This window comes from uncultured Roseovarius sp., assembly GCF_947489715.1.
GTDB lineage: Bacteria > Pseudomonadota > Alphaproteobacteria > Rhodobacterales > Rhodobacteraceae > Roseovarius.
In genome coordinates, this window is record NZ_CANLER010000008.1 from 166,744 (window position 1) to 188,810 (window position 22,067).

Genomic DNA, 22,067 nt, shown 5'->3' on the forward strand with positions numbered 1-22,067 from the left:
AGATCATGCTTTGGAATACACTCAATCAGACGGTTGAATTGGGCTGGGATTTCTATCTGCCCGTAATAATGTTCGTGGGTCTCATTGCACTCGCAGTACCGGTGTGGGCCGCAATCGGAACCGCCGCGATCACGATGCTGATCATGTCCGGCGATCTTCCTCTCAGCCTGGTGGGCGAAAGCCTTTTTGCCGGCATTGATGCCTTCGCACTTACCGCTGTACCACTCTTTATCTTGACGGGTGACGTGCTGGTCAGAACAGGCCTGTCGCGAAAGTTCCTGGATGTAGCCGAGGCGTTGACCTGCTTCGCAAAGGGCGGCTTCGGATCGGCCACAGTGTTGGTCTGCGGCATGTTTGCCGCGATCTCCGGATCGGATGCCGCTGGTGCAGCCGCAGTCGGGCGCATGACGATCGACAGGCTGGTTGAGAGCGGCTACCCACGCCCCTATGCCTGCGCGCTTGTGGCAGCCGGGGCATGTACCGGTATCCTCATTCCCCCCTCGATCGCCTATATCATCATCGGCCTCGTGCTGGGCATATCTGCATCAACGCTTTTCCTTGCCGCACTGATACCCGGTCTGGCCATCCTGATCTCGATCCTGATCACCAACCTGATTGTGAACCGCATCTACGGGTATGAGGGTGGTGGCATGATGACTGCGGCGGAATGGTTCGGCAATCTGGGTCGTTCGCTGAAATCTGGCTGGTATGCCTTTATCGTTCCCGGAATTATTTTCTACGGCATCTTCTCTGGTCGTCTGACGCCGACCGAAGCTGGAGCAACTGCCGTCGTTGTGACGATTGCCATGGGATTTATCCTCAAAACACTGTCGCTGTCGGACTTCCCTGCGATGCTCGTAAGCTCAGCCAAGGTGAACGGTGTCATTCTGCCAATCATCGCCTTTTCCGCCCCTCTGGCAGAAGCACTTGCGATTATGGGCGTGCCACAAGGCTTCGTGACCTCGGTGACCTCGCTGACAGATGAGCCATGGTTGCTGATCCTGCTGATGATCGGAATTTTGATTGCCGCTGGCTGCGTGATGGAAACGACGCCCAACATCGTGATCCTGGCCCCGATCCTGAAACCACTGGCAGACAATATCGGCATGAACGAGATTCAATTCTGTATCATGATGATCACCGCACTCGGCGTCGGCTTTATCACACCGCCGCTTGGGCTGAACCTCTTCGTCGTGTCAGGTATCACCGGGGAATCTATCCTGAAGATCGCGGCCCGTGCCGTGCCCTTTGTACTATGCATGTTCATCGTGGTGCTGCTGATTGCCTACGTCCCTGCCCTATCAACAACCTTCCTTCCGGATATATACAAATAAACCCACACACTAACGACCTTTCATACCCCTGTTGGTTGAGACGATGATCCTTTCTACGGAGATAAGATATGTACAATAAGATCCTCGTACCGATGGCGCTTGACCACGGTTTGTCACCGCAAACGCTTAAGGTTGCAGAAACCCTGTGTGCAGAATGTGGCGAAATCATCGCTCTTCATGTCTATGAAATGCCACAAGGTTCGGTCAGTGCTTATCTTGACAAGGATGATGTGAAGGCCGGATTTGAAGCGGCTGAGCGCCAGCTTGTTGAAAAGTTGGCTGGCTTGTCACGGATCACGCCGAAGATCGTGAAAGGGCACTCTGCCCGCACAATCATCGATTTCGCATCAGAAAACGCCATCGACTGCATTGTAATGGGTTCGCACAAACCCGGCCTGAGTGATTTTTTTCTGGGTTCGACAGCAAGTCGTGTTGTGCGCCACGCGGTCTGCGCAGTTCACGTTCAACGCGATCAAAAGTGACGCCTTCGCTTTCAGTATCGGTTCACTGAGTTAGATAAACCCGAAGTGTTTGTTTGCATATGCCTGACACATTCCCTGAGAAACAGGAACCAGGCCAATATTATCCGGGAACACGGTCTCCAAACCACCGGAACATCAACGTGAGTAGCACCGCAATCATCATGTATAACACCGCCAGCAAAAGTAGTGGCTCATAGACGATAAAGGTGTCCGGACGGACGCGAGATGACACCGAACAAATTTCGACCACAGTGATTGTCGCGACCAACGGCGTCGCTTTGAGTTGAAGAATGGTTCGCCACCCAAGGTCGGCAGGAGGACCCTGCTCTTCGATGCGGCCTTCTGCGGCAAGGTCACGAAAGACGGTCAACACCTCACCTACAGATTCAGGATCAAGCGCGCTGGTCGGTTCGTCAAACAACATCGCACCTGGGTTTACTGCCAAAGCGCGGGCGATGGCCGCGCGCTGTTGTTGGCAACCAGACAGATAAGAGGGGAAAGTTTCGGCTTTATCAACCAGGACAACCCGATCCAGCAAGACCTTGGCACGCTCAACGGTTTCGGTGCGCGGTGCTTTGAGTACACAGACCGGAACCTCGATTACATTCTCTAACAAGGTTCGGTGCGTCCAACGATTGAATGCTTGAAAAACCATACCCAGATGGCTGCATATACGCTCAATCTGGCGGCGATTGACCGGAACGCCATCGGGCCGCGTGGCAATCTCTTCACCATTCAACACGATCTGGCCGGAAATCGGGTTTCCAGGAAATTGATACAACGCAAGAAAGTAGACTTGCCCGATCCACTTCCTCCAATGATCGCCACCACGTTGCCTTTTTGAGCGGTTAGGGAACCCTTTCAACACTTCAAGCTCATCGGACGACTTTTGTAGATCGGTAATGCTTATGGCCTCACCTTGAACGTCAGATGCCATATCTGTGCCGTTGATTGGTTCTTCAGCGCCCAACCCCCATTTTATGGGTTGTAGTAATGCTGGCATTTGGTATTTATACAAGTGTATAATTATACTGCGTGGAAACCCTGTGTCGGAATCTGGACCAAAATTCAGACGTGAGCCTGCTGAACAGCGCAAAGAAGCGCTGATTCTGTCAACCTTGTCGTTGATTGCCGAAAAGGGTGTCCGGGGGGCCACCGTGCGCGCGATTGCCAGCAGGGCTGATGTCACGCAGGGGTTAATTCGCCATCATTTTTCGTCCAAGGAAGATCTGATCACTGCGGCCTACGAACACCATATGAGCCACATGACTGATCTGACCGCAGCGCCTGGCGCTGCATCACACCACTCTTGCAAATCACGATTGGCAGCTTTTGTTACAAACGGTTTGAAGCCACCAGTGGTTGATCCCCGCTCAGTCTCATTGTGGGCGGGCTTTCTCAATAAAATCCGCGAAGATCCACGGATGCAGGCGATCCACGAACAAACATATCACGATTTTCGCGACCGGCTTGAGGCTTTGATCGCAGATGCTTTGACCGAAGCGGAGATTGACACCCCGTCTTCACAGCTACGTGGACTGGCGATTGCCTGTAACGCCGTTATCGACGGCCTATGGATGGAAGGTGGTGCCCTACCCGGCGCATTTGAAACCGGCGAATTGCCTGAAATCGGCCTCAGATCGGTTGGGGCGATTATTGGATTGGATTTGGAAGAAACGGAGAACCGTTCATGAAACACACTGCAATCACCAAGCGCCTTGCAGGTCTGGGCGGCGCCAAATGGGAAGTTTACCAAAAGGCAAAGGATTTGGTGGCGGAAGGGCACGACATCATCGAAATGACCATTGGTGAACCGGATGTTCCAACCCCTAATACACTGATTGACGCTACTGTGGACGCGCTACATCAAGGGCGCACCACATATTCCAACGGGCGTGGCGAGGCCGGGTTGCGAGCCGCGCTGGCGGAGCGATATTCGCGGAGCGCAGGTCGTGATATTTCAAGCGATCAGATTCTTTGTTTTCCAGGCACGCAAACCGCGCTTTTTGCCGCACTTATGGGCGTGGCCGAAGCGGGCTGCGAGGTGCTTGTCGGCGACCCGATGTATGCCACATATGCGGGCGTTATCCGAGCCAGCGGTGCCGACATGATTCCGGTGCCTTTGAGGAGCGAAAACGGATTTCGCATCAGCGCACAAGACGTTGCCGAACGTATCACATCCAAGACATCCGCAATTTTGTTGACTACACCGCATAATCCCACCGGATCCATCCTGACCGATGCTGACATCAACGAGATTGGCCGATTGGCAATTGAACATGATTTGTGGCTTATCTCGGACGAGGTTTATGAAGAACTGATTTTCGACGGTTTAAAATTCTCCTCTCCGCTTTCTCGATCCGAATTGGCAGACCGAGTGATTGTCGTGTCGTCGATTTCGAAATCCCATGCCGCTCCCGGTTTCCGCAGTGGCTGGTGCGTCGGACCGACCGCTTTTACCGAGGCATTGCTACCACTTTCGGAAACCATGCTTTTCGGCAATCAGCCCTTCATCGCAGATATGACTGAAAAAGCCATTCGAGAAGGCTCCAGCGTCGCCCCCGGCATGCGCCAGCGATATGCAGAACGCGCAGCGCGCTTACAAAATCGACTAACACAGGAATGTGGGCTTAGGGTGCACCGACCACAAGCAGGCATGTTTGCAATGATTGATGTTTCCACCACCCGCATGAACGGCGAGGAATATGCGATCCATCTGTTGGAGCATGGTGGTGTAGCTGTGATGCCAGGCGCGTCTTTTGGTGACACTATGGATGACTGGGTGCGCATCGCCCTGACGGTTGACGATGCTGCATTTGGTGCCGCCTGTGACCGCATCATCAAACATGCCAAACAGTTGGAGGCAGAAACAGCATGACAAGTGTCGGACAAGCGCTGGTAGCCCAGCTTGTTGAACGCGAAGTGGACACCGCCTTTGGCATTCCTGGCGTACACACGGTAGAGCTTTATCGTGGCCTGGCCGACTCGGGCATTCGCCATATCACACCCCGGCACGAGCAAGGCGCAGGGTTTATGGCCGATGGCTATGCCCGCGTGTCAGGCAAACCTGGAGTCGCATTTGTCATCACCGGCCCAGGGCTTGCCAATACGTTAACAGCTATGGGTCAGGCGCGAGCAGATAGTGTACCCATGCTGGTTGTTTCTGGCGTGAACGCCTTGGACAGTCTGGGATTGGGTTTAGGCCACTTGCACGAATTACCCGATCAAAGGGCGATGGCGCGAACGGTTGCGCTGATCTCTGAACGGGTTGAAGACGATGCAGATCTGACCCCTGCACTGGACCGGGCGTTTGCGCCGTTTCGATCAGGCCGGCCTGGGCCCACCCATATCGAAATACCCCTGGATGTCGCCGGAACAGATTACACAGCCAGCCCAATCGCCTCGACGCAACCAACAGACCACCCGGTTGACCCCAAATTGGTCGCTCAAGCCGCTGAAATGCTGGCAGGAGCCAAAGCGCCGATCATTCTGACAGGTGGCGGCGCACGGTGGGCCAGCGAAGCGATCCAATTGCTGGCCGAAAAGCTGGATGCCCCCGTTGTGCAGACGGTAAATGCCCGTGGCATCATGTTCGATCACCCGCTTGGTGTTCCTGCCAGCCCCAGCTTGTTGGCAGTAAGAGAGTTGATCGAATCTTCGGACGTTGTTCTTGCGGTCGGAACTGAGTTGGGACAGACCGATTATGACATGTATGCCACCGGTACGATATCCGACATGCCATCCCTGATCCGCATTGACCTGTGCCCCGACCAATTGGCACGCCACACCGCAAAGCTCCCAATTCTGGGCGAGGCATCGCGCACGATTGAAGCAATCAACGAACTCCTTAAGGACATAGTTAAAGCCGAGAACGGTGCTGTTCGTGCCTCAACGGCACGACAGAAAGCGCAAGAGGAAATCGGTCCGGAGATGCGGGCACTTTGTGCAATATTAGACGCGGCCCGCACAGCGGTGCCAGAGGCGATAATGGTGGGAGATTCAACATATGCGATCTACGCGGGCAATCTCTATTATGACCATGATAGGCCCGGAGGCTGGTTCAATGCGGCCACAGGCTTTGGCGCACTTGGCTATGGCATCCCTGCTGCAATTGGCGCGTCGCTGGCTGACCGGTCGGCGCCTGTCATCTGTATCGCTGGGGACGGTGGCGCTCAGTTCAGTTTGCCCGAGATCATGTGTGCCGTAGATGAAAAGCTGCCTATCACGTTTTTAATCTGGAACAATCATGGCTACCAGGAAATCGCCACATCCATGCAGGCCGTTGGGGTGAGCGTTCTGGGGTGCGATCCAACGCCGCCAGATTTTGAACACGTAGCGCGATCCTACGACATTCCTTTCAGGCGGGTTGAGGCGGATCCAGCGGCAATCGCAGATGCACTTTCGTCGGCACAGACGATCGACGGGCCGCGTCTGATTGAGGTTCGTGCACCCAATCAATCTCAAAACCCTCAATAAATTCGAGATCAAAATGACCGACCCTACCTTTGAATTTTCCCGCGCGATCACACGCCGCCCCGCAAGAACCATCGCCAATGGATTGCGTGCAGAAGACATCGGAACACCTGATCTATCGCAGATGCTGGCTGATCATGCACATTATGTCGCCACGCTTAAAGAAACCGGTGCTGAGGTGATCGAACTGCCGCCGCTTGACCAATATCCCGATGCGGTTTTTGTAGAAGATACCGCGCTCTGCCTGCCGCAAGGGGCGATAATGATGCGCCCCGGCGCCCCTACCCGCCTGGGTGAAGTTGATGAAATGGAGCCAACCATTCGCGACTTATATGACGATGTTCGGCGGATCAGAGGCACGGGCCATATCGAAGGCGGGGATATTCTGGTGACAGGACGCGAGATACTGGTCGGTCGATCTAATCGCACGGATGCGGTAGGCGTGGCCGAACTAACAGATATTGTCGCCGATTGGGGCCATACCCTACGCGAGGTTTTTACCCCGCCAGGTGTGCTGCATTTCAAGACGGACTGTTCGTTGCTGGATGGAGAAACCATTCTGTCAACCAAACGCCTGGACGCCTCTGGCTGCTTTGAAGGCTACCGAGTTTTACACGTGGCCGAAGGTGAAGAAGCTGCTGCAAATTCCATTCGGTTCAACCAGCTTGTCCTCTGCCCTTCAGGTTTTCCGCGAACAACAGAGATGCTTAGCAAACATGGTTATGATGTGGTTGAGATCAATAATTCGGAATGCGCCAAGCTTGATGGCGGCATGTCCTGTTTGTCGCTCAGGTTCTAAGGGCCCAGACGACCTTTAGCAGACACCATCTGATGGCGAACAACTGACGCATAGCCAGGACTACTGTTAATTCACCTTGTTGCAACGGCCCTTGTCTCAGGTCTGCTGGTGAAGGAGTGCTAATATACTAGGAAATATCCCCGATGAGCCTAAGGCATTATTCCAGTCACCGCGCATAAAGCCCCAGCATACCGATGCAAATAGTGTTGGTCTATCCAATGACCGGCATCAGGCAGACCAGTTCGGCGACTACCTTAACGCAGATCGTATTTGCCAAGCCGATACGCGTAATGTTCTTTTCAAGTCAACAATGCACCGTCTGCGGCAAAACTGAATAATTATTGACCATTTGCAAACCATTAGGGAATGGCAAGAGCACTTATTTGACCAGCTCTCGCCGCTGCAGCCTATTGATTTTCATTCCAACGTTCCAAAACTCGCCCAATGGTTGACCTCCAAAGCACTGAGATTGTTTGCGTTTTTCAATCCAGCAGGTCATAAATTTACAATATTTAAGTTTGTAAGTTAATTAATTTACAAAATTAACATTTAATTACAGAAAGATAATTCTTTATTTTCTGTTTTTTGATTAAACATATTTACGACAGGGGCGTTAGCGATTTTCATTTTTTTATTTGTTTCATCCCCTCCGGTGCAATCTTGAGGAGGAAAGCATGGACACCGTTCCAAATGATTTCGAAGACAAAGAAAATACACAGAAGGCAGACCGCGCGGGTGCCCGCACCCCTCATGTGAATGCCGATCAATATAAAAAAATGTATGAGGAATCCGTTTCGGATCCGGAAGACTTCTGGGGCAAGCAAGGCCAGAGGCTGGACTGGCTAAAGCCCTACACCAAGGTCAAGGACGTCAACTTTGACTTGGGGCACGTGTCCATTAACTGGTTCGCAGATGGTGAGCTTAACGTCTCGGCCAACTGCGTCGACCGTCACCTAGAGACCCGCGGCGAACAGACAGCCATCATATGGGAGCCGGACGACCCCAACGATAAGGCGCTGCACATCACCTACAAAGAGTTGCATCGCAATACTTGTAAGATGGCAAACGTCTTCGAAAGCCTGGGCGTTCGCAAGGGTGACCGCGTTGTCATCTATCTACCGATGATCCCAGAGGCTGCCTATGCGATGCTGGCCTGCGCGCGTATCGGTGCCATTCATTCGATCGTTTTCGCAGGTTTTTCGCCCGATGCACTGGGCGCGCGGATCAACGGCTGCGACGCCAAGCTAGTGATCACCGCCGACGAGGCTCCTCGCGGTGGTCGAAAAACCGCACTCAAATCGAACACCGACGCCGCGCTGCTGCACTGCAAAGACGATGTTAAGTGTCTTGTTGTCAAACGCACTGGTGGCCAGACGACATGGACCGATCGCGACCATGATTACAACGAATTGGCGCTTGAGGCGGATGATCATTGCGCCCCCGCGGTGATGAATGCCGAAGACCCGCTCTTTATCCTCTATACCTCCGGCTCAACCGGTCAGCCAAAGGGTGTGGTACATACTTCTGGTGGCTACCTGACATATGCCGCGATGACCCATGAGCTGGTGTTCGACTACCATGATGGCGATGTCTTCTGGTGCACCGCTGATGTGGGCTGGGTCACCGGCCACAGCTACATCGTCTACGGGCCGCTGGCCAATGGCGCCACCACGATCATGTTCGAGGGCGTGCCCACCTACCCCGATGCCGGGCGTTTCTGGGAAGTTTGCGAAAAACATAAAGTGAATCAGTTCTATACTGCCCCCACGGCCATTCGCGCCTTGATGGCGGCGGGTGATGACCCGGTCAAAGCCCACGATCTGTCAGATCTCAAAGTGCTGGGCACAGTGGGCGAACCGATCAATCCAGAGGCTTGGAACTGGTACAACACCGTTGTTGGCAAGGGGCGCTGCCCCATCGTCGACACCTGGTGGCAAACCGAAACTGGCGGGCATCTGCTAACACCGCTTCCGGGGGCCACGACGCTCAAGCCCGGTTCGGCTCAGCAACCATTCTTTGGCATCGTTCCCAAGGTGCTTGATCCCCAATCAGGTGAGGAGATCACAGCCACAGAGGCCGAAGGCGTGCTGGTGCTTGCCGACAGCTGGCCAGGTCAGATGCGCACCGTCTGGGGCGATCACGAACGGTTCGAAAAGACCTATTTTTCTGACTACCAAGGCTATTACTTCACCGGTGACGGATGCCGCCGCGACGCCGATGGCGATTATTGGATCACCGGCCGGGTCGATGACGTGATCAACGTTTCGGGCCACCGCATGGGCACGGCTGAAGTCGAAAGCGCGCTGGTCGCTCATGCCAAAGTGGCTGAGGCGGCAGTGGTCGGATATCCGCACGACATCAAGGGTCAGGGCATCTACGCCTATGTCACGCTAATGAATGGGCAAAGCCCGTCCGAAGAGCTTCGCAAAGAACTTGAAACCTGGGTGCGTACCGAGATTGGCCCGATCGCCAAGCCGGACCTGATCCAATGGGCGCCGGGTCTGCCCAAGACCCGTTCGGGCAAGATCATGCGCCGCATCCTGCGCAAAATCGCCGAGGACGACTTCGCAACTTTGGGCGACACGTCGACGCTGGCGGAACCCGCCGTCGTCGATGATCTGATCCAAAACCGCATGAACAGAAAGGACGTATGATGGACGGCGGACACACACCCCAAATCGCGCCTGTACTGATCCTGCTGGGACCACCCGGCGCTGGCAAGGGAACTCAGGCAAGGATGCTAGAAGAAAAGTTCGGTCTGATTCAACTCTCGACCGGAGATCTTTTGCGCGCGGCCGTAGCCGCTGGCACAGATGCTGGCAAGCAAGCCAAGCAGATCATGGAAACCGGCGGCCTGGTAAACGATGAGATTGTGATCTCGATTCTGCGGGATCGGCTGAGCGCACCTGATTGCATCAACGGCGTGGTCCTTGACGGTTTCCCACGCACAACCGCCCAGGCCGAGGCGCTGGACGACATGTTGGACGCTCAAGGGCAGCGGATCAACGCTGCGATATCCTTGGAAGTGGATGACGTAAAGATGGTGGTACGCATCACCGGTCGTTTCACCTGCGGAGGCTGTGGCGAAGGCTATCACGACACATTCAAGCCCACTAAAATCGCAGGCAGATGTGACGGCTGCGGTTCGCACGACATGAAACGACGGGCGGATGACAATGCGACCACGGTCATGGCACGTCTTGATGCCTATCACGCGCAGACAGCGCCGCTGATCGAATACTACGGCCAACGAAACACGCTCCAACGCGTGGATGCTATGGGCGATATCGAAGCTATCAGCAACGAACTGGCCAGCATCGTCGAACATGTTGCGGCCTGACGCAGACGAATTCGCAATTACTACAATCAAATAAGGAGGAGAGCCAAAATGGCAGATCAATCACTCAATACCAAGGCGGCCGAGGATGGGGCCGGCTACTGGTCGGCAAACATCCGTATCATCGTCGTCAGCCTGATCATCTGGGCCGTTGTGTCCTTTGGTTTTGGCATTCTGCTGCGTCCGGCAATTTCGGGCATCGAAGTAGGTGGCACCGACCTTGGCTTCTGGTTTGCACAGCAAGGTTCAATCATCGTTTTCCTGGCGCTGATCTTTTTCTACGCCTGGCGGATGAACAAACTCGACCGTGAATTCGGCGTAGAGGAGGACTGATCTGATGGACCAGTTTACACTTAACCTGCTGTTTGTCGGCGCGTCCTTCGCACTCTACATCGGCATCGCGGTCTGGGCCCGGGCGGGTTCGACCTCGGAATTCTATGCCGCTGGGCGGGGCGTTCACCCTGTCACTAACGGTATGGCAACGGCGGCGGACTGGATGTCGGCGGCCTCTTTCATCTCGATGGCGGGCCTGATCGCCTTCACCGGCTACGATAACTCGTCCTTCCTGATGGGATGGACCGGTGGCTACGTTCTGCTGGCGCTGCTTCTGGCCCCCTATCTGCGCAAATTCGGCAAGTTTACCGTGTCGGAATTTATCGGTGACCGTTTCTACTCCCCAACTGCACGCCTTGTCGCTGTGATCTGCCTGATTGTGGCTTCGACCACATATGTGATCGGTCAGATGACAGGGGTGGGCGTGGCTTTTGGCCGGTTCCTCGAGATTTCCAACACCTCGGGCCTGCTGATCGGTGCCTGTGTTGTCTTTGCCTACGCTGTTTTCGGCGGCATGAAGGGCGTGACCTACACCCAGGTGGCGCAATATGTCGTTCTGATCATGGCCTACACGATTCCGGCGGTGTTCATCTCTTTGCAACTAACGGGCATGCCGATCCCAGCGCTCGGCCTGTTCAGTGAAACCACGACAACAGGCGGCGAAGGCAGTGTGTATCTGCTGCAAAAACTGGACCAGATCGTGACCGACTTGGGCTTTGCCAGCTATACCGAGGCGCACAAAGACAACCTCAACATGGTTCTCTTCACTCTGAGCCTGATGATCGGGACGGCGGGCCTGCCCCATGTGATCATGCGCTTCTTCACCGTGCCCAAAGTGTCTGACGCGCGCTGGTCCGCGGGTTGGGCGCTGGTCTTTATCGCGCTGCTTTACCTGACGGCGCCAGCCGTGGGTGCGATGGCACGCCTGAACATCACGGAGCTGATGTGGCCAAACGGCACAAACGGCGAAGCAGTTTCGGTCCAGACGATCGAGAGCGACGAGCGTTATGACTGGATGGAAACCTGGCAGAAAACCGGTCTTCTGGATTGGGAAGACAAGAATGGCGACGGCAAGATCCAATACTATAACGATAAGTCCGATGCGATGGCTGAAAAAGCTGCTGCAAATGGCTGGGAAGGTAACGAGTTGACCAACTTCAACCGTGACATCCTGGTGCTTGCCAATCCCGAGATTGCAAATCTGCCGGGCTGGGTGATCGGTCTGGTTGCGGCGGGCGGTCTTGCGGCAGCTCTGTCCACGGCGGCGGGTCTGCTCCTGGCGATCTCGTCGGCGGTGTCGCATGACCTCGTGAAAGGCGCGATCAACCCCAGCATCTCGGAAAAGGGCGAGCTTCTTTCCGCCCGGATCGCGATGGCTGTGGCGATTGGCGTTGCCACCTGGCTGGGCCTCAATCCTCCGGGATTTGCAGCACAGACCGTGGCGCTCGCCTTTGGTCTGGCAGCGGCATCGATCTTCCCGGCCTTGATGATGGGTATCTTCTCGAAGCGCGTGAACAACGTTGGCGCTGTTGCGGGCATGCTGTCGGGTCTGGTCTTTACCCTGATCTACATCTTCCTGCACAAGGGCTGGTTCTTCGTTGCTGGCACTAACTCGTTCCCGGATACGGTTGACGGATCGCTCTTTGGCATCCAGTCCACCGCAATCGGTGCGGTTGGCGCGATCATCAACTTCGCCGTTGCTTACGCAGTGTCGATGTCGACCAAGGATACCCCGCAAGAGATCAAGGATCTGGTCGAAAGTGTTCGGGTGCCCGCTGGTGCTGGTGCAGCTGTCGATCACTAAGTCATCCGGGCTGGCGGGAAAACTGCCGCCAGCCCGACACCTTTTGCCGAGGAACCTCAATGTCTGATGACCGCCTGTCATTCCTGTCGCATCTGCACCCATACAACGTGCTGCCTGAAGAGGTGCGTAAGGACATCGCCGAGAGAGCGGAATGGGTAGACCTTGCCAAAGACAACGAGGTCTACATTTTTGGTGAAAGATTGAAAGGCCTTTATATTATTTTCAAAGGCAAAGTTTCGGTCACCGATCAGAACGGTAACCCCGTTTCACTACTTGAATGTGAGAATTCTTTTGGCGAACGCGGACTTTTACGCAATGGTTTGGCGGCCACGTCTGCGAAGACTGTTGAAGACACGCGGTTAATTTGCATTCCCACCGATCTTTTTCAAAGCCTGCGCCGCGAACATGACGATTATCGGCGCTTCTTTGATCGTTCAGGACCGGTTGCTACGCAGGCGCTTGCCAAATCCAACGACCTCACCAGTCTACGCGTCGACAAACTAATGGTGACACCACCGATCACCTGCGGCCCAGATACCTCAATTCTGGAAGCTGCACGCGTGATGCGAGACCGATATATCTCGTGCCTTTGCATCACCGACGGCGAAGCTTTGCTTGGGATTTTGACGGTGCGCGATCTTTCCGGAAAGGCATTGGCTGACGGGTTGGCCCATGACACGCCGGTCAGCACGATCATGACACCGACCCCCCGTGTTTTACCACCCTCAGCCATCGGATCCGATGTGCTGCACATGATGATGGAATACAGACTGGGCCACTTGCCGATCGTTGCATCTGGGCAGTTGGTCGGTATCGTCACACAAACCGACCTGACCAAATTTCAAGCCTCGAACACAGCTATTTTCGTGGCAGAGGCGGCGCGTGCTGCAGATGTTGCAGCGCTGAGTGACGTCACCAAGCGCATTCCAAGCCTTTTGGTACAACTGGTAGCAGCGGGAAACAGGCACGACACTGTCACTCGTATGATCACGGATATCGCCGATGTGGTCACGCGACGCCTGCTGCGGATGGCCGAGGAAAAATTCGGGCCGCCGCCCGGGCGCTATCTCTGGCTTGCCTGCGGATCGCAGGGTCGGCAGGAGCAGACTGGCGTTTCAGATCAGGATAATTGCCTTATCCTCGAAGATGGGCTGAATGAAACTGCCATGGCGTATTTTGAACCATTCGCACAATTTGTGAGCGATGGGCTGGATGCCTGTGGATACGTGTATTGCCCGGGCAACATGATGGCGACGAACCTACGCTGGCGACAACCCTTGTCGGTCTGGCGCGACTATTTCAAAAGCTGGATCGCCCAACCCAGTAAAGAGGCACAGATGTTGGCGTCCGTCATGTTCGACCTGCGTCCTATTGGTGGCGATGCCTCGCTTTTTCACGGGCTCCGAACGGAGACGTTGCAGGCTGCGGCGGGCAACTCGATATTTACAGCGCATATGGCCAGCAACGCCCTGACCCATGCCACCCCTCTGGGACTGCTCCGGGGATTTGCCACGATACGCTCCGGCGAGCATCGCAACACGATTGACACAAAGCTGAACGGCGTCGTTCCGGTAGTTGACCTGGGTCGCATGTATGCGTTGCAAGGACAATTGATTGCCGTCAACACGCGCGCGCGTCTGGAAGGTGCATTGGCAAATGATCTTGTCAGCCAAAGCGGAGGGCAGGATTTGCTTGACGCTTATGATCTGGTGGCGCAGACCCGTCTGGAGCATCAGGCAAGACTGATCAAACAGGGCAAATCGCCCGACAATTTTCTGCCACCAGCAACACTATCGGGTTTTGAACGCAGCCATCTGCGGGATGCCTTCGTGGTAATCAAGACAATGCAGTCTGCGCTTATGCAGGGACGTGGTATTCTGGGATAGCTCAGGCATAGAACGAGGGAGGAAACACAAATGTTTTTCGAGCTGATCGGAACGGTTGTCGCCGGGGTTGCCACGGGACTTATCGTCTGGGCTATCAACCGAACACTCAAGGGTCGCCTCCCCGGATGGCTTGTGCCAGTCTCGGCCGGTATCGCGATGTTGCTTGCCACTATTTCCAGCGAATATGGCTGGTTCGCACGCACCCAAGCCAACATGCCAAAAGGTATGATCGTTGCCGAAAAGATCGAGGAAAAGGCAATCTATCGGCCCTGGACCTATGCCAAACCTTTCGTCACCAGGTTCGTTGCTGTGGATCAGGCCACAATGCGCACCCATCCGAACCAACCGGGCCAACGCATCGTCGATCTGGTGTTTTATGGCCGGTGGTCCCGCACTGCGAAGGTTCCGGTTCTGTTTGACTGCGCATCAAGCAAACGCGCTGACATCGTTGACGGAGTCCAGTTCGATACTGACGGTGCCGTGAAGAATGCCGAATGGCGCGACATATCGGCAAAAGATCCGATCTTACAGGCAGCCTGCACGGAGGTCTGAGATGAAAGACCTTAGTCTTCGGTTGCGGGTTTTTCTCTTCTTCTGTCTCCTCGCCTTAGGGGGAACTGCGGTTTCGCTAGCCGCGCTTTGGTTCGGGTTTCGACAATTGGGCGACCCCCAAGCGATGTCTGCCTTTGTCACCAGCGCGATCATTTCAGGATTCGGCCTTTCTGGTTTAGCGCTTTTTATTTGGTTGTTTTTTGATGACAACGTCAGCAAACCGATCGAGCGTCTGGCTGCAGACCTTCGCCTGCGAGCCCATGCCAATATCGAAGCCGAATTCAATGAGGCCACAGCACAGTATCTGGGCGATTTGGCACCAGCGGCAACAGCGCTCCAGCAAAAACTGCAAGAGGCGTCTCAAGGGGCATCCTGGGCAAGTAAAGAAGAAAACAATCGGCTTCGGCATCAAAGACAGCAACTGTTGCGTATACTATCAGATATACCCATTGCAGTGATTGTTGCGAACCAAGACCATCAGATTGTTCTCTATGACGGTCAGGCGGCAGCCTTGATGGAAGTTGAGGCCCCGGCGCGGCTGAACGGGTCTGTTTTTGATTACCTTGAAAAAGAAGCCGTTCAAAATGCCCTTTCGAAACTGGCGAAGAAAGAAAGCCAACGCATTGCGCTAACGCTTAAAGGACATTCAGGGGCCGTTTATTCGGGTCATATTCGCAGCTTCGGAGAAAACGCTGGATACACCTTGATGCTTGAATCACTCGATCCGGATGCCGAACGCCCATTGGTTTATGATTTCGATCTGTTGGAACAAGGTCAGTCATCCGCCCTTCACGACACCCTGATGCGCGATCTTACATTTGTGGTATTTGACAGCGAAACGACCGGGCTGAACCCCGACAAAGATGATGTTGTGCAACTGGGAGCGGTGCGCATCGTTAACGGAAAAACTGTCCCCGGAGAAGTTTTCGAGACATTCATAAATCCCGGTCGGCCAATACCCGCCAGCTCTACGAAGGTGCATCGCATAACGGATGAGATGGTCGTGCAAGCACCTTCGTTCGAAGAAGGGTGCCGCGCCTTTCATGAATTTTCTGAAAACGCAGTGATCGTCGCACATAATGCGCCGTTTGATATGGCCTTCATGCACCGTCAAGCCAGTAAGATCGGCATTCAGTTTGATCATCCAATCCTCGACACGGTACATATATCTGCCGTTGTGTTTGGCGGCTCCGCCGAGCACACATTGGATGCGCTTTGCCACCGGCTGGAGGTAGAAATCCCCCAAGACATGCGCCACACAGCGATTGGCGATGCAGTTGCTACCGCACAGGTTTTCATCGCAATGCTGCCAATACTGGAGGCCAGGGGTTTAAAGACCTATGGGCAAGTAAAATCAGAAATCAAAAAACACAGCCGGATATTGCAAGTTCAACCTTAACCAAGGGCTGTTTTTCCAAATTCCAAAGGGCCGGTGATACGGAAACACATGTCCGGAAACAACGCGACTGCCGCTCTTTAAGACCCCATAGCGCAAATCTCAGCTTGATCCTCGTTAAGTTGGGTAAGAGCGATCTGGTTGATGGCAATTTCATTGGCGCCCAAGTGTCATCGGACTGTGATGAAAAGTTTTCACAATTGCCTCTGGCGCGCGAGGGCAAGAATCTGTTTCAAGGTGGGGTCAGACTCAAAATAATTGGCCCATCAATGATAGACTTCAGCACTTTTTGCACGCCTTAGACGCTTGAATTATACCCGGACACATGCAACGTTTTTTGTATCTGAACCCACCAAAATTTGCGCGGTTTCACGCGCCCCGCCAGACAAATGTTAAAGCGTTAAAAAACGCAAGGGAGGAAAATATGAAAAAAACACTGATCGCCGGACTGGCGCTGACGGGCACCTTGTTCAGCCCGCTTGCAGCCTGGGCACAGACCGAAGTCCAGTTCTGGCATGCTTTCACCGGTCGCCTCGGAGAGCTTGTGAAAGCCCAGGTTGAAGACTTCAATGCCAGCCAAAGCGACTATGTGATCGTTGAAAGCCACAAGGGCAACTATTCCGAAACCCTGAACGCCGGCATCGCGGCCTTCAGGGCCGGTGAACAACCGCATATCCTTATGGTATTCGAGGTTGGCACCGCCACCATGATGGCGGCCGGTGGCGCGGTCAGACCCGTCTACGAGGTGATGGCGGAAAGTGGTGCCAGCTTCGATCCGGACGCTTATATTGGCGCGGTCAAAGGCTATTACACTTCCACGGATGGCCAGATGCTGTCGCTCCCGTTCAACTCCTCAACACCGGTATTATGGGTCAATCGCGACGCGATGCACGCGGCGGGCGTTGACCCGGATACCGATCTTTCAACCTGGCAGAATGTCGACACGGTTCTGAATCAGCTCAAGACCGGGGGCGAGGAATGCCCGCTGGTCACCGCATGGCAAAGCTGGATTCATCTTGAGAATCTCTCAGCTTATCACGATGTGCCTTTCGCGTCGCAGGATAACGGTTTCGCCGGTCTTGATACCGAACTGATGCTCAATGGCGAAGCGCAGGTCGCGCATCTTACAGCCATGGGGGAATGGGCCAGAGACGGCAAATTCATCTACACCGGTCGCCGCAACGAAGGTGGCGCGAATTTCCGCGCGGGCGAATGTGCGCTCTTTACCGAAAGTTCCGCAGGCTATGCGGGCATCAGCTCGGAAGCCGAGTTTGATTTCGACGTACGCCCCCTGCCCTATTGGGAAGGTGTCGGGAACGCGCCGCAAAACACCATCATCGGCGGTGCGTCGCTTTGGGTTCTGTCTGGTCATGAGGCCGAAGAGTACAAGGGTGTCGGGCAGTTCCTGAGCTACCTTTCATCCTCGGATGTTCAGGCGGCCTGGCACCAGAATACCGGCTATCTGCCGATCACATCTGAGGCAGGCGACGCCACCCGTGCCGCCGGTTTCTACGAGCAGAACCCGGGAACCGATATCGCGGTAATTCAGATGACCATGAATGAACCCACCGCCAATTCCAAGGGGTTGCGCCTGGGGTCCTTCGATCAGATCCGCGGGATCATCGACGAAGAACTCGAAGCGATCTGGTCGGGTGACAAGACCGCCCAAGAAGCGATGGACAGCGCAAAAGAACGCGGCGACGCGCTTCTGCGCCGTTTCGAGACCGCCAACCGCTAAGGCAAATCGGACAGGCGGGTCACTTGGGTCCGCCTGCTGCATGACGGGGCAATGCTTTGGAAAAACGCGTCACATTTCGCGGCTGGTTACTGCCACTGATCCTGATCGCACCTCAGGTGATCATTTCCGCTGTTTTCTTTTTCTATCCGGCCGGCCAGGCGATCTGGCAATCGCTGTTCATACCCGACCCGTTCGGACTGTCGTCACAATTCGTGGGGTTGGGCAATTTCGAATTTCTGCTGACCGACAAATTCTACCGCGCCTCTTTCCTGACAACCGCGGTGTTCTCGATCCTTGTCACGCTCTGCTCGATGATCCCGGCACTTTTCCTAGCGGTGCTGGCGGATCGGCTGATCAAGGGGTCCGGGGTCTATCGCACCCTGTTGATCTGGCCCTACGCGGTGGCTCCGGCGGTAGCAGGCGTGCTTTGGCTGTTCATGTTCAACACCCGCGTTGGCGTGGTGTCATGGTATCTGGGCCAGCTTGGCTATGACTGGAACCATGTCCTGAACGGGGGCGAGGCGATGGGGCTTGTAGTTGTCGCATCCGCCTGGGGGCGCATCAGCTACAACTTTCTGTTCTTCTTCGCCGCCCTTCAGTCAGTCCCCCGTTCGGTGATCGAAGCGGCGGCCATAGACGGCGCCCGCTTCTGGCGGCGGTTCTTCACGATCGTTTTGCCGCTGCTGTCACCAACGACCTTCTTCCTGCTTGTCGTCAACATCGTCTATGCCTTTTTCGAAACCTTCGGCGTTATCCACACCATCACTGCTGGCGGGCCGCAGCAAACCACGACAATCCTGGTCTACAAGGTGTTTTCAGACGGGTTTGTCGGGCAGGATCTGGGATCATCCTCGGCGCAATCGGTCATTCTTCTGATCGTGGTCGGACTGCTGACCGTCATCCAGTTCAAGTTCATCGAAAAGCGGGTGCATTACTGATGGCCAGTGAAACCCATGGCATGGTCGAAAAACGGGGTGCGGGCCTATGGCTGACCCATGTGCTGATGATCCTGGGTGTGCTGGTCATCTTCTTCCCGATCTGGCTGGCTTTTGTGGCCTCCACCGTCAGCCAGCCGGAAATCGTCAGGCCGCCAATGCCGATCTGGCCCGGTGACAGGTTCTGGGAAAACTACACGGCAGCATTGTTTTCGGGTGTCAATGTTCCGGTCGCGACGATGCTGTTCAATAGCCTGATCATGGCCATCGGCATTGCGGTCGGCAAGATCGCCATTTCGCTTCTGTCGGCCTTTGCCATCGTCTATTTCCGCTTTCCCGGTCGAACCACTTTTTTCTGGCTGATCTTTCTGACCCTGATGCTGCCGGTTGAGGTTCGCATCGTCCCCACCTTTGAGGTGGTTGCCGGGTTTGGCATGCTCAACAGCTATTCCGGCCTGATTTTCCCGCTGATCGCCTCGGCCACGGCGACCTTTCTCTTTCGCCAGTTCTTCCTGACAATCCCGGATGAGCTGGCCGAAGCCGCCCGGGTTGATGGCGCCTCACCGATGAGGTTTTTCATCGACATCGTCATCCCAATGAGCCGGACAAACGTTGCCGCGCTGTTTGTGATCTTGTTCATTTACGGCTGGAACCAATATCTCTGGCCGCTTCTGATCACCACCGATCCCGAGATGAACACGATCGTGATGGGCATCAAGCAGATGTTCCCCTCGGGCGATGACGTGGCCGAATGGCCGGTGATTATGGCCACGTCCATCCTTGCGATGATCCCCCCGGTCATCGTCGTGATTTCAATGCAAAGGCTGTTCATCCGTGGCCTTGTCGACAGCGAGAAATAAGCCATGGCGACGGTCGCACTCATCAATGTCAAAAAAAGCTTTGGCCCAACAGATGTGATCCACGGGATCGATGTCGAAATCGAAGATGGCGAATTCATTGTGATCGTGGGCCCGTCGGGCTGCGGCAAATCCACCCTGTTGCGCATGGTCGCGGGCCTTGAAACCGTTAGCGCGGGCGGCATCCTGATCGGTGGCGACCGCGCCAATGACAAAGAGCCGATGGACCGGGACATCGCGATGGTGTTTCAGAACTACGCGCTTTATCCGCATATGTCGGTGCGCCAGAACATGGGTTACGGGTTGAAGATCGCGGGCCTGCCCAAGGATCAAATCACCGCCAAGGTCGACGAGGCCGCGCGGCTGCTGCAACTGGACGCGCTTTTGGACCGCAAGCCGCGGCAACTTTCGGGCGGACAACGGCAACGGGTGGCGATGGGCCGGGCAATCGTACGGGAACCAGCGGTGTTCCTCTTTGACGAACCGCTGTCCAATCTAGATGCCAAGCTGCGGGTACAGATGCGGCTGGAGATAAAAGAGCTTCAGTCCAAGCTTGGCATCACATCGCTTTATGTGACGCATGATCAGGTCGAGGCAATGACGATGGCCGACCGGATGATCGTGATGAATGGTGGCGTGGCCGAGCAGATCGGAACACCCTTGGAGGTCTACGAAACCCCGCGCACGCTGTTTGCGGCCCAGTTCATCGGCAGCCCGGCGATGAACATTCTGGATGCAACGATCGTGAACGAGCAGATCGTTTCAGGCAGCACAGAGATCGTTGCAGCTCATGGGCCGGACGGCCCAGTAAAATTTGGCGTTCGCCCTGAACATCTTCGCCAGGATGATGAAGGCCCGTTGCACGCCCAAATACAGATGACCGAACCTTTGGGCGCAAATACCTTGTTTCATGGGCGTTTGGTCGAGACCGATGAGGAATTCACGGTTAGTCTTCAGGGTGTACATACCCTTTCACAGACGGGCACCGAAATGCGGTTTTCGGTTCAACCAGAGATGGCTCATGCTTTTGACGCAACCACCAGATTGCGGCTTGAAATCTGACCCGAGCGAGTAGATCATTTTCAACACGAACCAATACTACTGGCTTTGAAATTCATATTATCTGAGACCGAAACTGTTCACTGTTGTGGCGGTCGAATTGCACGCCCCCGAAAGCATTTCACAAGCACGCAGTAGCGGCTTATTCCTTAACCGATCAATCAAGAACCTCATAATGCATCAACTCTTCGCTAATTCGTGTTTGGAAAAGTGAAGCTGCAATGCCAGTAGGTTGACCACGGTTGGTTATCATCGCGAGCTCGTGAATAATTGTTGGCATGAAGGGCCGCCAAACTACACCGTCGCCCAGGGGCGCTTTTCCATTCACGGGATCGATGATCGAAATGCTGTCTCCTGCAGCGACAAGATTTCTGGCGATAGCGTAAAAATAACTTGAAGCGTTGTAAGTTAAAGGCGCTTCAGCATTGGACATTATTTCGGCAAGTTGCCGGTCAATACTGTGATCTCCGGTTACAGCAATAACGGGACGGTCATTCAGATCTTTCGGCGTAATCACATCGAGCTTGGCCAAGGGGTCTTCGTTGCGCATGATACAGACACACTCCATGCGAACCAGCTTGGTACTTAAACCGGCAACCGGAACCGGAGCATCGATAAGACCGATATCGATCTGTCGGCTGCCAACCCAAGAGGCAATCCTGCGTGAACTGTGTACACGTAGCTCGACATGGGTTCCTGGATAGTCACGCTGGAATTCAGCGATAACCTTCGGCAGGAAATTGTAGGACATTGCACCGTTGGTTGCGACGCTGATACCGGCAGTCGCACCTGAACGGATTTCATTCGCGCGTTGTTCGACGCGTGCCAGCGCCGTTATGCCCTGCTGCACTTCTTCATACAAAAGGATGGCTTCATTTGTGGGCGCAAAGAAGCCGCGATCACGATGAAACAGGCGAAAACCCAATTCAGCCTCAAGGTTCCCCAAGGCGACACTGACAGCCGGTTGTGAAAGATTTAGGCGCTGTGCGGCGCGCGACACAGAGCCCGCATCAAACAAGGCACTGAACACCTCAAGATGTCGCAACTTCAACCTCATCTACACTCCTCAACTCTATAAATTT

Annotated in this window: 18 protein-coding genes and 1 pseudogene; 17 read left to right on the forward strand and 2 right to left on the reverse strand. The window is 54.8% G+C overall.

Going from position 1 to position 22,067, the window contains the following annotated elements:
* Positions 1–5: 5 nt before the first annotated feature.
* A complete protein-coding gene (locus Q1B27_RS18705) occupies positions 6–1,334 on the forward strand; it encodes a TRAP transporter large permease (RefSeq protein WP_299849825.1) in 1,329 nt (442 codons plus the stop codon).
* Between the two features lie 68 nt (positions 1,335–1,402).
* Positions 1,403–1,816 (forward strand): universal stress protein, encoded by a 414-nt coding sequence (locus Q1B27_RS18710; protein ID WP_299849828.1) that lies wholly within the window; start codon positions 1,403–1,405, stop codon positions 1,814–1,816.
* Positions 1,817–2,150: 334 nt separating this feature from the next.
* Here Q1B27_RS18710 and Q1B27_RS18715 read toward each other — a convergent pair.
* Positions 2,151–2,753 (reverse strand): annotated as a pseudogene (locus Q1B27_RS18715) (ATP-binding cassette domain-containing protein); the annotation flags it as partial.
* A 4-nt stretch (positions 2,754–2,757) separates the two neighbouring features.
* Between Q1B27_RS18715 and Q1B27_RS18720 the strand changes: the two are divergent.
* The 15 genes from Q1B27_RS18720 (at position 2,758) to ugpC (ending at position 20,988) form a co-directional block, all read left to right on the forward strand.
* Positions 2,758–3,510, forward strand: coding sequence for a TetR/AcrR family transcriptional regulator (locus tag Q1B27_RS18720; protein WP_299849830.1), 753 nt, complete (start codon positions 2,758–2,760; stop codon positions 3,508–3,510).
* Positions 3,507–4,694 carry a pyridoxal phosphate-dependent aminotransferase gene (locus Q1B27_RS18725; RefSeq protein ID WP_299849832.1) on the forward strand — a complete coding sequence of 396 codons (1,188 nt, stop codon included), beginning with the start codon at positions 3,507–3,509 and terminating at the stop codon, positions 4,692–4,694. Before Q1B27_RS18720 ends, Q1B27_RS18725 begins: the two co-directional genes overlap by 4 nt.
* Positions 4,691–6,292, forward strand: a complete 1,602-nt coding sequence (locus Q1B27_RS18730) for a 5-guanidino-2-oxopentanoate decarboxylase (protein WP_299849833.1) — start codon at positions 4,691–4,693, stop codon at positions 6,290–6,292. Before Q1B27_RS18725 ends, Q1B27_RS18730 begins: the two co-directional genes overlap by 4 nt.
* A 13-nt stretch (positions 6,293–6,305) precedes the next feature.
* Complete coding sequence (locus Q1B27_RS18735; protein WP_299849835.1) at positions 6,306–7,088, forward strand: dimethylarginine dimethylaminohydrolase family protein; 783 nt, start codon at positions 6,306–6,308, stop codon at positions 7,086–7,088.
* 674 nt (positions 7,089–7,762) lie between these two features.
* A complete protein-coding gene (gene acs / locus Q1B27_RS18740; protein ID WP_299849837.1) occupies positions 7,763–9,742 on the forward strand; it encodes an acetate--CoA ligase in 1,980 nt (659 codons plus the stop codon).
* Positions 9,742–10,428 (forward strand): adenylate kinase, encoded by a 687-nt coding sequence (locus Q1B27_RS18745; protein WP_299849839.1) that lies wholly within the window; start codon positions 9,742–9,744, stop codon positions 10,426–10,428. Before acs ends, Q1B27_RS18745 begins: the two co-directional genes overlap by 1 nt.
* Before the next feature lie 48 nt (positions 10,429–10,476).
* The gene (locus tag Q1B27_RS18750) at positions 10,477–10,758 is read left to right on the forward strand and encodes a DUF4212 domain-containing protein (RefSeq protein ID WP_299849841.1); all 282 of its coding nucleotides are present in this window, start codon (positions 10,477–10,479) and stop codon (positions 10,756–10,758) included.
* 4 nt (positions 10,759–10,762) lie between these two features.
* Positions 10,763–12,562, forward strand: coding sequence for a sodium:solute symporter family protein (locus tag Q1B27_RS18755; protein ID WP_299849843.1), 1,800 nt, complete (start codon positions 10,763–10,765; stop codon positions 12,560–12,562).
* Positions 12,563–12,621: 59 nt separating this feature from the next.
* Positions 12,622–14,448, forward strand: coding sequence for a DUF294 nucleotidyltransferase-like domain-containing protein (locus Q1B27_RS18760; protein ID WP_299849845.1), 1,827 nt, complete (start codon positions 12,622–12,624; stop codon positions 14,446–14,448).
* 30 nt (positions 14,449–14,478) lie between these two features.
* Positions 14,479–15,000, forward strand: a complete 522-nt coding sequence (locus Q1B27_RS18765) for a hypothetical protein (protein WP_299849847.1) — start codon at positions 14,479–14,481, stop codon at positions 14,998–15,000.
* Position 15,001: 1 nt separating this feature from the next.
* The gene (locus tag Q1B27_RS18770) at positions 15,002–16,399 is read left to right on the forward strand and encodes an exonuclease domain-containing protein (RefSeq protein ID WP_299849849.1); all 1,398 of its coding nucleotides are present in this window, start codon (positions 15,002–15,004) and stop codon (positions 16,397–16,399) included.
* A gap of 421 nt (positions 16,400–16,820) precedes the next feature.
* Entirely contained in the window at positions 16,821–18,134 is a 1,314-nt protein-coding gene (gene ugpB / locus Q1B27_RS18775; protein WP_299849851.1) for a sn-glycerol-3-phosphate ABC transporter substrate-binding protein UgpB, read from the forward strand.
* A 56-nt stretch (positions 18,135–18,190) separates the two neighbouring features.
* Entirely contained in the window at positions 18,191–19,072 is an 882-nt protein-coding gene (gene ugpA / locus Q1B27_RS18780; RefSeq protein WP_299849853.1) for a sn-glycerol-3-phosphate ABC transporter permease UgpA, read from the forward strand.
* Positions 19,073–19,092: 20 nt separating this feature from the next.
* Positions 19,093–19,929 (forward strand): sn-glycerol-3-phosphate ABC transporter permease UgpE, encoded by an 837-nt coding sequence (ugpE, locus tag Q1B27_RS18785; RefSeq protein WP_299850001.1) that lies wholly within the window; start codon positions 19,093–19,095, stop codon positions 19,927–19,929.
* Between the two features lie 3 nt (positions 19,930–19,932).
* On the forward strand, positions 19,933–20,988 hold the full coding sequence (ugpC, locus tag Q1B27_RS18790) for a sn-glycerol-3-phosphate ABC transporter ATP-binding protein UgpC (RefSeq protein ID WP_299849855.1): 1,056 nt from the start codon (positions 19,933–19,935) through the stop codon (positions 20,986–20,988).
* A 154-nt stretch (positions 20,989–21,142) separates the two neighbouring features.
* Here ugpC and Q1B27_RS18795 read toward each other — a convergent pair whose 3' ends face one another.
* Positions 21,143–22,042: a LysR substrate-binding domain-containing protein gene (locus Q1B27_RS18795; protein ID WP_299849857.1), complete on the reverse strand. Its 900-nt coding sequence runs from the start codon at positions 22,040–22,042 to the stop codon at positions 21,143–21,145.
* Positions 22,043–22,067 lie beyond the last annotated feature (25 nt).